Origin of the sequence: Nocardia sp. NPDC023733 (genome assembly GCF_040639775.1) — a bacterium.
Taxonomy (GTDB): Bacteria; Actinomycetota; Actinomycetes; order Mycobacteriales; family Mycobacteriaceae; genus Nocardia; species Nocardia rosealba.
Genome location: NZ_JBFAAN010000001.1, coordinates 23,195 through 36,510, shown reverse-complemented (window position 1 = coordinate 36,510; position 13,316 = coordinate 23,195). Strand labels below are relative to the sequence as shown.

The window sequence follows — 13,316 nt, the reverse complement described above, 5'->3', positions numbered from 1 at the left end:
AGTTTTCCTTCGTGCAGTGAGGTGTTCATGACCAGCGTCGTCTGTTCCACCGCCCGACCGCTGGCCGAACCGGCCGCGTCCTACGATCTGGCCGACCGGTATCGGTCCGGCGCGGGTCCGGTCCTGCTCACCGGGGTCCAGGCCATCGCCCGGCTGCTGGTGGAACAGCATGTGCGTGACATCCGCGCGGGGCGCCGGGTCGCGACCTTCGTCTCGGGGTACCAGGGCAGCCCGCTGGGTGGCGTCGACAAGATGCTGCTGGGCATGCCGGAGGTGCTCACCGAACACGACATCACCTTCGTACCGGGACTCAACGAGGAATTGGCCGCCACCTCGGTGTGGGGCAGCCAGGCCGACCTGCCCGCCGGGCGCCCGACCCACGACGGCGTGGTGGGGGTCTGGTACGGCAAGGGCCCCGGTGTGGACCGGGCGACCGACGCCATCCGCCACGCCAACATGTACGGGGTGAACCCGCGCGGCGGGGTGTTGCTGCTGGTCGGTGACGACCCGTCGTCGAAGTCGTCGACCGTGCCCGCCGTGAGCGAACGTTCGCTGGCCGCGATGGGTGTGCCGGTGTTGTTCCCACGCAATGCCGAGGAGATCATCACGCTCGGCATGCAGGGCATCGCGCTGTCGCGGGCCTCAGGGTGTGTGGTGGCGTTGAAGATCGTCGCCGATGTCGCCGACGGCGCGTGGACGGTCGATGCCGACGTGGCCGACCTCGCCGTGACGGTTCCCGAGGTGCAGTGGGAGGGAAGGCCTTTCACGTATCGGCAGCGTCCGATGGCCGCCCCGACCGACAGTCTGCTCGCCGAGGCGGACCTGTACGGCCCACGCTGGGCGATGGTGCACGCCTACGGCGCGGCCAATGCCATCGACAGCATCGAGGTCGACCCGCCGGAGGCGAAGGTCGGCATCGCCGCCACCGGAACGACATTCGACGCCGTGCGCCAAGCACTGCTCGAGCTCGGCGTCGACGAGGCCGCGATGCACCGGGCCGGAATCCGGTTGCTGCGCATCGGGATGCCCTATCCGATCGGCCCGGCCAAGGTCGCCGAGTTCGCCCGCGGGCTCGAGGAACTGATCGTGGTCGAGGACAAGACCGCCTTCGTCGAGACCCAGATCCGCGAGATCCTCTACGGCACCGAGCACACGCCACGCATCCTCGGCAAGCACGACCAGCGCGGTGCCCGGCTGATGCCGGTCGACGGTGAACTCGACGCCGGACGGCTGCTCGCCCCGCTGCGCCGGGTGCTGCGCGAGCGCGTCGAGCTGAAAAGGGCTGCGCCGCCCGCGCTTCCGCTGGATGTGCTCAGCACCAAGCGCACGCCGTACTTCTGCAGCGGCTGCCCGCACAACCGGTCAACCGCCCTGCCGGAGGGCTCGATCGGCGGCGGCGGCATCGGCTGTCACACGCTGGTCACCATGTCGGGCCGCGCCGACAGCGCCGTCACCGGGCTGACGCAGATGGGTGGCGAGGGCAGTCAGTGGATCGGGCAGGCGCCGTTCACCGATGTGCCGCATCTGTTCCAGAACATCGGCGACGGAACGTTCTTCCACTCCGGGCAGTTGGCTGTGCAGGCGTGCGTGGCGGCGGGCGTGAACATCACCTACAAGCTGCTCTACAACGAGGTCGTCGCGATGACCGGGGCGCAGGAGGTGGGCGGCATGCTCACCGTCGCGCAGCTCACCCACAAACTCACCGTGGAGGGCGTGAAGCAGATCATCGTCTGCGCCGACGAGCCGAAGCGGCACAGCAAGCGGGCGCTGGCCGAGGGGACGCTGCTGTGGCATCGTGACCGGCTCGACGAAGCCCAGCGGATGCTGCGCGAGATCGAGGGCGTCACCGTGCTGATCTACGACCAGCACTGCGCCGCCGACGCGCGCAGGCAGCGCAAGCGCGGCACACTGCCGGTGCGCAACACCCGCGTGGTGATCAACGAGGCCGTCTGCGAGGGCTGCGGTGATTGCGGCACCAAGTCGAACTGCCTGTCCGTGCAGCCCGTCGACACCGAATTCGGGCGCAAGACCCGCATCGATCAGACCTCCTGCAATACCGACTACAGCTGCCTGGACGGTGACTGCCCCTCGTTCGTGACGGTGGAGGTGTCACCGGACAAGCGCGCCGGCCGCAAAACCCTGGAGCCGCCCGCCGTTCCGGATCCGGCGCCTGGCGTGCCGCAACGCACCCAGAACGTGCTGATCGCCGGCATCGGCGGCACCGGCATCGTCACGGTGAACCAGGTGCTGGCCACCGCCGCCCTGCGCGCCGGGTACGAAGTCGAGACGCTCGATCAGATCGGACTTAGCCAGAAGGCCGGGCCCGTGGTGTCGCACCTGCGGTTCTCGGGTTCGGAGCTGGAACCGGCCAACCGGCTCACCCCGGGCAGCGCGGACTGCCTGCTCGCCGTCGACCTGCTGACCGCCACCGATCCCCGATACCTGCGCTACGGCAACGCTGCGAGCACGGTGGCCGTGGCGTCGACGAGCAAGACACCGACCGGCGACATGGTGTACGACAAGTCGACGTCCTACCCCGAGACCGGCGCACTGCTGGATCGCCTTGCGGCGGTGACGCATTCGATCGACCACTTCGACGCACTCGCGGCCGCGGAAACCCTGTTCGGCAATACCGCGGCCGCCAATTTCCTCATCGTCGGCGCTGCGGTGCAGGCGGGCGGGTTGCGGTTGCCGGTGGCGGCGATCGAGGAAGCGATCGGGATCAACGGGGTCTCCGTGTCGGCCACCCTGGCCGCGTTCCGCTGGGGCCGTGTCGCCGTCGCGGATCCGGCGGCCTTCGCCGCGGCTGTCGACGAGGGGCAGCCGCGGCGGACGCCGCCGACCGCACCGGCGGAACTGCTGGCGCACACCGGCTTCGAGGGTGAGGTGCGGCGGATCGTGGAACGGCGTGCCGGTGAGCTGATCGGCTACCAGAACACGACGGTGGCCCGACGCTACATCGACACGGTCGAAAGCATCTGGGCGGCAGAACGTTCCGTTACCGAGCGCACCGAGTTCAGCGAGGCGGTAGCACGTGGGCTGTACAAGTTCACCGCCTACAAGGACGAGTACGAAGTAGCGCGGCTGCTGGTCGACCCGGCGTTCCTCGCCGAGGTACAGGCCCAGGTGCCGGGTGGCGAGAAGCTCACCTACAAACTGCACCCGCCCGTCCTGCGCGCCATGGGCCGGAAGAAGAAGATCGGGCTCGCACCGAAATCCCATGTGGCGCTGAAGGTCCTCGCCAAGGGCAAGTTCCTGCGCGGCACGAAGCTCGACCCCTTCGGTTACGCCCACGTGCGCAAGGTCGAACGCGAACTGCTGGCCCACTACACCGCCATGGTGACGCGGCTCGCCGCCGAACTGACCGAGGAGAACTACGAGACAGCCACTGCGGCAGCCGCTCTCGCCGACGTCGTGCGCGGCTACGAGGACATCAAGCTCGCCAATGTCGAGCTGTACCGCGCCGGGCTGCGCGATCTCGGCATCGACTTCTGAGTGATCACGGCGCCGAATACATCGGCGCCCAACAGCACAACATCAGGCCGCAGACCCGCGGCACGAACGAACCACCCGGACACGACCCGTGGTGGAGGCAACCGGAAAGGATCGACAGTGACCGTCGCACACCCCGAAGCAGGAGTTTTCGGACGATCGCACGAGTTGAGTGCCCGCGCCCACGAGCAGGTGGTGTTCTGCGAGGACGACAGGTCCGGGCTGAAGGCGATCATCGCCATCCACTCCACGGCGCTCGGCCCGGCGCTCGGCGGCACCCGCTTCTACCCCTACGCCGACGAATCCGCGGCGTTGCAGGACGTGCTGCGACTGTCCTGGGGCATGACCTACAAGGCCGCCGCCGCGGGTGTCGACCTCGGCGGCGGCAAGGCCGTCATCATCGGTGACCCGGCGACGATGAAGAGCGAGGAACTGCTCGCCGCCTACGCGCGCTTCGTCGACACCCTCGGCGGCCGATACATCACCGCGGGCGACGTGGGCACCACCACCGACGACCTGGACATCATCGGCAGGCACACCCGCTACGTCACCGGCCGCAGCGTCGCCGCCGGCGGCAGCGGTGACAGCGCCCGGCTCACCGCGCTCGGCGTGTTCCAGGCCATGCGCGCGGGCGCCGAATCCGTGTGGGGCGCACCGACACTGGCAGGCCGCACCGTCGGCGTGGAAGGCGTCGGCAAGGTCGGCCGCGAGCTCACCGCCCTGCTGCTCGCCGACGGCGCCGAGGTGTGCGTGACGGATGTGAACGAGGCGGCCCTGCGCCGCATCGCCGCCGAACACCCCGAGGTGCGGCTGCTGTCCACGGTGTCGACCGCACCGGTCGATGTGTACGCCCCCTGCGCGCTCGGCGCCACCCTCACCGCGTCGACCGCCGCGACGATCGAGGCCAAACTCGTCTGCGGCGCGGCCAACAATCAGCTCGCCACTCCCGACGTGGAGCAGGCGCTCACCGAACGCGGCATCACCTGGATCCCCGACTTCGTCGCCAACAGCGGTGGACTCATCCAGGTGGCGGGCGAATTGCGCACCGCCCCACCCGCCGAGGTGGAAGCCGAGGTGACCGATATCTTCCCGCGCTGCCGCGAGATCATCGCCGCGGCGAAAGCCGACGGTATCGGCACGGGTGCCGCCGCCAACCGGTTCGCCGAACGCCGTCTCGACGCCATCCCCCGCTCGCTCTGAGCGCGCCCGAGTTTCGAGGAGGAGACACAGTGGCGATCACGAGCGGGTTGTTCCGCACGAAATCTGTCGAGCAATCGATCCGGGACACCGACGATCCCGATGCCAAGCTGCGCAAGGACCTGACGGCGAAGGACCTCACGATCTTCGGTGTCGCGGTGGTGATCGGTGCGGGCATCTTCACCCTCACCGCCCGCACCGCGGGCACGGTGGCCGGGCCAGCGGTCTCGCTCGCGTTCGTCTTCGCGGCCATCGCGTGCGGGCTCACCGCCCTCTGCTACGCCGAGTTCGCCTCGACCGTTCCGGTGGCCGGCAGCGCGTACACCTTCGCCTACGCCACCTTCGGTGAGGTGATCGCCTGGATCATCGGCTGGGATCTGATCCTGGAATTCGCGCTCGCGGTCTCCGTGGTCGCCAAGGGCTGGTCGCAATATCTCGGTGAAGTGCTCGGGTCGTCGGCGCCGGTGGTGTACATCGGGTCGGTGAGTTTCGACTGGGGTGCGGTGGTGATCATCGCGGTGGTCGGCGTGCTGCTGGCCACCGGGACGAAGCTGTCGTCGCGGGTCTCGGCGATCGCCGTCGCCATCAAGCTCGGCGTGATCGCGCTGGTGCTGGTGGTCGGCGCGACCTACTTCAAGCCGTCGAACCTGTCGCCCTACATTCCGCCGGCCGAGCCGTCGGAGAAGGCCGAGGGGCTGCGGCAGTCGCTGTTCGCCTTCGTCACCGGGTCCGGCGGCACCAGCTACGGCTGGTACGGCCTGCTCGCCGCCGCCAGCCTGGTGTTCTTCGCCTTCATCGGATTCGATGTCGTCGCTACCACCGCCGAGGAGACCCGCAATCCGCAGCGCGACATCCCGCGCGGCATCCTGGGTTCGCTGGCCATCGTGACGGTGCTCTACATCGCGGTGTCGCTGATCCTCACCGGCATGGTCTCCTACACTCAGCTCGCCGACGGAAATGCCACCCTCGCAACAGCTTTCGCCATCCACGGCGCCACCTGGGTGAAGAACATCATCGCCATCGGCGCCCTGGCCGGGCTGTCGACGGTGGTCATGGTGATGTTCCTCGGGCAGACCCGGGTGCTGTTCGCCATGGCCCGCGACGGCCTGCTCCCCCGCAGCCTCGCCCAGACCGGCAAGAAGGGAACACCCGTCCGGTTGACCGTCATCGTCGGCGTGGTCTGCGCACTGCTGGCAGGTTTCGTCGACTTCGGCACACTCGAGGAAATGGTCAATATCGGCACGCTGGTCGCCTTCGTGCTGGTGGCGGTGGGCGTGCTGGTCCTGCGCCGCACCCGCCCCGACCTGCCGCGCGGGTTCCGGGTGCCGTTCGTGCCGGTGGTCCCCGTCCTCGGCGCGCTGGCCTGCCTGTGGCTGATGGTCAACCTGTCCATCGAGACCTGGCTGCGCTTCGTTGTCTGGATGGCACTCGGTGTCGTCGTCTACTTCGCCTACGGCCGCAGACATTCCGTGCTCGGTCGCCGGCGACCGGATCCGGACACGCCGGAACTGACGCCAGTGGGATAGGCCACGTTCCGACGCCTGTGGCACTGAGTGCCAGTACGGATGAAATAATCGACGCGACAGCCAGGGAAACGCGATGTAGGGAGTTCTGCAGTGGAGTTGATCGGTGTAATCGGTGGCGGCACGATGGGTGCGGGTATCGCCGAGGTGTGTGCCAAGGCGGGCAGCTCGGTGCTCGTGCTCGAGACCAAGCAGGAGTTCGCCGATGCCGCGCAGCAGCGCATCGCCACTTCCATCAGCAAGGGTGTGGCGCGCGGCAAGATCTCCCAGGAAGACGCCGACGCGGCCATCGCCCGCGTGCGGGTGACGCTGGACATCGACGAGTTCGCCGATCGCGACCTGGTGATCGAGGCCGCCCCCGAGATCGAGTCGCTGAAGTACGAGATCTTCGGCAAGCTGGACAAGATCGTCAAGCCCGAGGGCATCCTGGCCACCAACACCTCCTCGATCCCGGTGATCAAGGTGGCCGGTGCCACCGAGCGCCCCGAGCGCGTGGTCGGTGTGCACTTCTTCAACCCGGTGCCGGTGATGCCGCTGGTCGAGATCATCTCCACCCTGGTCACGGCGCCGGAAGCGGCCGAGGCCGTCACCGATTACGCCAAGAACACCCTCGGCAAGCTCACCGTGCAGGCCGGTGACCGTTCCGGATTCATCGTCAACGCGCTGCTCATCCCGTACCTGTGCTCCGCGATCCGGATGCTCGAGTCGGGTTACGCCACCGCCGAGGACATCGATACCGCGATGAAGGGCGGCTGCGGTTACCCGATGGGCCCGCTGACGCTGCTCGACACCGTCGGCCTCGACATCGCACTCGCCGCCGCCGAGTCGCTGTACGCCGAGTTCGCCGAGCCGCACTACGCCCCGCCTGCCCTGCTGCGCCGCATGGTCGACGCGGGCCGCCTCGGCCGCAAGACCGGTCGCGGGTTCTACGACTACGCCAAGTGAGAACCCGGTCCCGCGCCCGCCCGGGCGCGGGACCGTCTCAGGCGACGCCCGCCGGGGCCGGGAAGAACCCGGTCTCGATGTAGTGGTCGAAATAGCGGGCGATGACGGCCGCGTCGACCGCCGGAATATCGATGGGCAGCGATTCGGCCGACTCGACGCTGCTCGACTCGACCGCCCCGAGCACCGAACTCGCGCCCGCCGCCGCGACCGCCGCCACATAGTTGCCGCTCAGCGCCGACGCACGCGCCAGGATCGGGTCGACCCCCGGCTGTTCGGCGGCCGTGGTGAGGATCTGCCCGAACTCCATTGGATCGATGAAGTCGAAACGGTAACCGCGACGCACGATCTCGTCGTAGACGATGCCGAGCGGCACCTCCGGACCCGCCGCCCGGAATACCCGACCCAGCGCCGAATCGTCACGTGACCGCCGCACGATGCCCGCCGCGACGTAGTCGACCGGTGCCATCCCGATCGCGACCGAGCGCACGTCGACCGCCGTGCCGAGCACGAGCATCGAGCGAAGCATCGTCCACCAGGCGTCCTCGGCCGGTGCGACACCGGTGCGGGAATCACCGGTGATGAGGCCGGGTCGGTAGACCGCGATCGGCACACCGCGCTCGGCCGCCGTGTGCATCAGCTGTTCGGCGACCCACTTGGTGAGCGCGTAACCCGGCAGACCGGCCGGCACGCCGTCGCCCTGCGGAATGCCCGCGAGCACCGACGTCGTCGACACGTAGTGCACCGCTTTGACGCGGGTGGTGGTTGCCAGGCGCAGTACCTCGGTGGTGCCACCGACATTGGCCTCGCGCATCCGCCCGTACGGCTCGAGATGATTCACCAGGGCGCCGTTGTGGTAGATCACGTCGATCCGGTCGGCCAGGTCGGCGAAGCGGCGTGGGTCGATGCCGAGCTGCGGCCGGGCGAGATCGCCTGGGACACCGGCCAATCGCGCCCGGTCCACCTCGATGCCGTAACCGGCCGCCGTGGCGACCACCCGGTCGAGTGCGGTGTCGGCGTCGGCGGCGCGCACCAGGCAATGAACGGTCGCGGTGGTGTGTTCGAGCAGTTCGCGCAGCAGGAAGCTGCCGAGGAACCCGGTGGCACCGGTGAGCAGGATGTTCGCCGGTCCGCCCGAGCGCGGTGGGGCGCACCCGTCGAGCGTGATCGACGGATCGAGCGCCCGGTCGAGCGCGGGGTCGGGGCCGGTCGAGGAGGCCGCCTTCTCGTCGCGCAGGGCCAGTGCCAGGTCGCTGACCAGCGGATAGCTGAACAGCAGTCGCAACGCGACCTCGATGCCGAGCCGTTCGGCCAAGCTCGCGCGCACCCGGATCGCCGACAGCGAGGTGCCGCCGAGGACGAAGAAGTCGTCGTCGCGGCCCACCCGCTCCAGCTCGAGCACGCTCGCGAACACCTCGGCGACGACTCGTTCGTCGTCGGTGACCGCCGCCTGGTATTCGCGGATCTCGCGGGCGGGGGCGGGCAGCGCCTTGCGATCGAGCTTGCCGGTCGCGCCGAGCGGGAACTCGTCGAGCGCGAGCACCCGGTGCGGGATCATGTACGGCGGCAACAGGGTTCGCGCGGTGGCCAGCACCTCGGCGACATCGACACCGGACGGCGTGACGTAACCGACAAGTTGTTCGTGGTGCACCGCCACCGCCGCACCGGCCACCGACGGATGCGCGCGCAGTGCCGCCTCGATCTCGCCGGGTTCGATGCGCAGGCCGTGCAGTTTGAGCTGTACGTCGGTGCGGCCGAGGTAGGTCAGTTCGCCGGTGGGCAGGCGTCGCACCAGGTCACCGGTGCGGTACATGCGTTCGCCGACCGGACCGTAGGGGTCGGCGACGAACCGCTCCATCGTGCGACCGGGGCTCCCCAGGTATCCGCGTGCCAGCTGCGCACCGGCCAGGTACAGCTCTCCGGGCGTGCCGAGGGGCACCGGCCGCAGTCGGGCGTCGAGTACATAGGCGCGAGAGTTCCAGTGCGGCAGGCCGATCGGGACGATGCCGTCACCCACGTCGGTGACGTCGGCGGCGGTGATCGACACGGTCGCCTCGGTCGGCCCGTACAGGTTGTGCAACCGGCCGGAGGTGGCGGCGGCGAAGCGGGCGATGGTCGCGTTCGGCAGCGCCTCACCGCCCACCCAGACCGCACGCAGCGACCGCAGAGCGCCCGCGGGCGCGGCATCGAGGAGCATCTGCAGCACCGACGGCACGATGGTCGTGCCGGTGACACCGTGGCGCGCGACGATATCCGCCAGGTAGGCCGGGTCGGTGAGACCGTGCGCTGCGGCGACGACCAGGTGCGCCCCGGCGCGCAGCGGGGTCGCGAAACCGATCATCGAAGCGTCGAAGGTGAACGGAATCGACTGCAGCACAACATCGTCGGCGCCGACCGCGTACTCACCGACCATGAACGCGGCCTGGTTCATGATCGCCGAATGCGGTACCCCGACGCCCTTGGGTTTGCCGGTGGAGCCCGAGGTGAAGATCACGTAGGCCAGGTCGAGGGTCCGCAGCGGACGCAGCCGGTCGGCGTCGGTGAGCCAGCCGTCCGAGAAGGCGTTCAGCGCGCCGGAATTCGCGACCAGATCGAGCGAGATCACGGGCAGGGCATCGACCTCGACGGTGTCGGTGACCGTGGTGAGCACGCAGACCGGGTGCGCGGCGGCCAGGATGTCGGCGCGGCGTTCGGCGGGCGACTCCGGGTCGATCGGCACATACGCGCCGCCCGCCGCGAAGACCGCGTACATGGCCACCACCAGATCGAGCGACGGCCGGATCGCCACCCCGACGGTGCTGCCCGGCCCGACCCCGGTGGCCACGAGCAGCCGCGCCAGTCGGTTGACTCGGCCGGCCAGCTCGCGGTAGGTCAGGGTGCGGTCGGCGAAGGTCACCGCGGGCGCCTCCGGCCTGCGCGACGCCTGCGTGCGGAACTCGTCCAGCAGCGTCGTGTCGGGAACCAGCCGCAGCTCACCGGCCGGTTCGGTCCGCTCGAACTCGGTGAGCAACGGCAGATCGCCCACGGCGCGGTCCGGGTGTGCGACAGCTGCCGCGAGCAGCGTGCCCAGGCGGGCGCCTAGTGCCGCCATGGTCGAGTCGTCGAACAGCGCGGTGGCATAACGCCAGGAACACCGCAGCCCGGCGGGGCCGTCCAGGTCCTCCTGGGGAACCACCGTCAGCTGCAGGTCGACCGGGGCCACCTCGTCGCCCAGATCGACTGCCGCCACACTCAACTCGGGCAGTTCCAGGCGCGCGGCGCCGAAGTTCTGGAACGACAACGCCACCTGGTACAGCGGATGATGCGCCTGGGTGCGCGGCGGATCCAGTTCGGCGACAAGACGTTCGAACGGCACGTCGGCGTGCCCGAAGGCCGCGAGATCGCTCTCCCGAACCCGGTCGAGCAGGGCGGCGAAGGGTTCCCCCGCCGCGATCCGGGTGCGCAGCACGACGGTGTTGACGAACATGCCGACCAGGTCGTCGAGTTCGGGCTCACCACGACCGGCGACCGGGGCACCGAGGGTGACGTCGTCGGTACCCGCCATTCGGGCCAGCAGTACCGCCAGTGCCGTGCGCACCACCATGAACAGCGAGGCATTGTGTTCGCGGGCAAGGGCTTCCAGCGCCCGATGCAAGCCCGCGTCGAGGGCGAAGTGGTGCGCGGCTCCCCTGGTGCTCGCGACCGGTGGGCGCGGACGGTCGGTCGGCAGCTCGAGCAGGGCGGGGACGCCCGCCAGCGCGGTGCGCCAGAAGTCGAGCTGGCGGGCCAGCAGCGAGGCGGGATCGTCTGCGGCGCCGAGCAGTTCGTGCTGCCACAGGGTGTAGTCGGCGTACTGCACCGGCAGCGGTGACCAGGCGGGGGCGTGCCCCTCGGTGCGCGCGATATAGGCCGTCATCAGGTCACGGGTGAGCGGGCCGAGGGAGAAGCCGTCGGTGGCGATGTGGTGCACCACCACGGCGAGGACATGCTCGGTCGCCGAGAGCTGGAAGACGGTGGCGCGCACGGGAACCCGCGCGCACACGTCGAACCCGCCGAAGGTGAGCCTGGCGAGCTCGCCGCGCAGGTCGGGCTCCTCGATCGCGGTCACCGCCACCTCGAGACCGGCCGCAGCCACCGGGAGGACCTGCTGGTAGCCCTGGCCGTCGTGTTCGGGGTACACGGTGCGCAGCACCTCGTGCCGTTCGAGCACATCGTCGAGGGCGGCGGTGAGGGCGGCGGTGTCGAGCGGACCGGACAGGCGAAGCGCGACCGGAATGTTGTAGGTGCTCGCGTCGGGATCGAGGCGGGCCATGAACCACATGCGCTGCTGGGCCAGCGACAGCGGAATCCGCGCACCGCGTTCGCGGCGGGTCAACGGCACGCGGGTCTCGGCAACCAGACCGGCCAGCGCGGTCGCCAACGCGGCGACACTCGCGTGCTCGAACACGGTGCGCGCGGGCACCCGCACCCCCGTGAGCGCACCGAGGCGCCCGGCCAGGCGGGTGGCGAGCAGGGAGTTACCGCCGAGGGCGAAGAAGTCGTCGTCGCGGCCGACCCGGTCGACACCGAGCAGCTCGGCGAAGACCTCGGCGACGGTGCGTTCGGCGTCGGTTCGCGGCTCGGCGAATTCGCGTGTGGTCAGTTCGGGGTCGGGCAGGGCGCGGTGGTCGAGTTTGCCGACCGGAGTCAGTGGCAGTTCGTCGAGCACCACGACGGCCGACGGCACCGCGTGCTGCGGCAACCGCTGCTCGGCGAGCAGGGTCAGTGCCGCCGGATCGACGGTCGCGCCGGGCGCGGGCACCACATAGGCGACGAGGGCGTCGACCCCGCTGGGCAGCGTCCTGATCAGCGTGGCGGCGAAGTGCACCGAGTCGTCGGCCGAGAGCACGGCGTCGATCTCACCCAGTTCGATGCGGAAACCCCGCAGCTTCACCTGCGCGTCGGTGCGGCCGAGGAACCTCAGGCCCATCCCACCGGGCACCGGCACCCATTGCACCAGGTCACCGGTGCGGTACAGCCTGTCGCCGGTCACCGGGTCGGCGACGAAACGGCTCGCGGTGAGCCCGGCGCGGTCGTGGTAGCAGCGGGCCAGCCCGGCACCCGCCAGGTACAGCTCGCCGGGGACGCGGTCGGGCACGGGGTGCAGCCGGGCGTCGAGGACCACCGCTTTCATGCCGGGGATGGTGTCGCCGATCGTCACCACATCGCCCGGGTCGAGCCGGTCGCTCATGGCGCACACGATGGTGGTTTCGGTCGGGCCGTAGACGTTGAAGAAGGAGCGACCCGGCGCCCACTGCGCGATCAGCTCCGGCGGGTAGGCCTCACCGCCGACGGCGAGCGCACGCAGCTCGGGCAGCACGGTCGCATCGAGGCCCGCCAGCGCGGCGGGCGTGATGAAGGCGTGGGTCACCCGTTCGGTACGCAGCAGTTCGGTGAGTTCGTCGCCGCCGTACACATCCGGCGGCGCGATGACCATCGTGGCGCTCGCACCCACCGCGAGCAGCAGTTCGAGCATGCTCGCATCGAAGCTGGGCGAGGCGAAATGCACTGTGCGCGAATCGGTATCGATGCCGAAACGACGAATCTGCTCGGCGCACAGACCGGCGAGACCGGTGTGGGTGACCGAGACACCCTTGGGCACGCCGGTGGAACCGGAGGTGTAGATGATGTAGGCCAGCTCGTCGGGACGCAGCTTGGCGGTGCGCTCCCCCGCGCACACGGGTTCGTCCGATGCGGCGGCGAGTTCGGCCTGGTAGGCCGTGGAGTCGATGGTGAGCCAGCGGATTCCGGTGTCGAGCCGGGCGGCATCGGCGGCCATGGCAAGGCCGAAGCCTGCGCCGGAGTCGCCGAGCATGTGGGCGACGCGTTCGGCCGGGTAGCGCGGGTCGACCGGCACGAAGGTGACGCCACACTTGGCCGCCGCCCACACCGCGACCACCGATTCGATCGAGCGGGTCAGCGCGAGGACGATGCGGTCGCCGGGGCCGAGCCCCCGGGCGATGAGCAGACGGGCCAGCCGGGAGGACCACTGGTCCAGCTCGGTGTAGGTGAGCGAGCGCCCGGCGAACCGCAGCGCGGTGGCCTCGGGGGCACGCTCGACAGCTGCCATGAGCAGCCGGGGCAGGGTGGCGGACGTCGATACTCGTCCACGTCGAACGGGGCGGGGTCGACGAACGCCAGAAA

At 69.7% G+C, this 13,316-nt stretch carries 5 protein-coding genes; 4 read left to right on the top strand and 1 reads right to left on the bottom strand.

Annotated features, from left to right (window positions below; all coding sequences use genetic code 11):
* Positions 1-27: 27 nt before the first annotated feature.
* The 4 genes from AB0F86_RS00135 (at position 28) to AB0F86_RS00120 (ending at position 7,157) form a co-directional block, all read left to right on the top strand.
* Positions 28-3,495, top strand: a complete 3,468-nt coding sequence (locus AB0F86_RS00135; RefSeq protein WP_356986415.1) for an indolepyruvate ferredoxin oxidoreductase family protein — start codon at positions 28-30, stop codon at positions 3,493-3,495.
* Positions 3,496-3,612: 117 nt separating this feature from the next.
* Entirely contained in the window at positions 3,613-4,692 is a 1,080-nt protein-coding gene (locus AB0F86_RS00130) for a Glu/Leu/Phe/Val dehydrogenase dimerization domain-containing protein (protein ID WP_356986417.1), read from the top strand.
* A 29-nt stretch (positions 4,693-4,721) separates the two neighbouring features.
* Positions 4,722-6,215, top strand: coding sequence for an amino acid permease (locus AB0F86_RS00125; protein WP_356986418.1), 1,494 nt, complete (start codon positions 4,722-4,724; stop codon positions 6,213-6,215).
* 90 nt (positions 6,216-6,305) lie between these two features.
* Entirely contained in the window at positions 6,306-7,157 is an 852-nt protein-coding gene (locus AB0F86_RS00120; protein WP_181698492.1) for a 3-hydroxybutyryl-CoA dehydrogenase, read from the top strand.
* 37 nt (positions 7,158-7,194) lie between these two features.
* Here the strand turns inward: AB0F86_RS00120 and AB0F86_RS00115 are convergent, their stop codons facing one another.
* On the bottom strand, positions 7,195-13,242 hold the full coding sequence (locus AB0F86_RS00115; protein ID WP_356986419.1) for an amino acid adenylation domain-containing protein: 6,048 nt from the start codon (positions 13,240-13,242) through the stop codon (positions 7,195-7,197).
* Positions 13,243-13,316 lie beyond the last annotated feature (74 nt).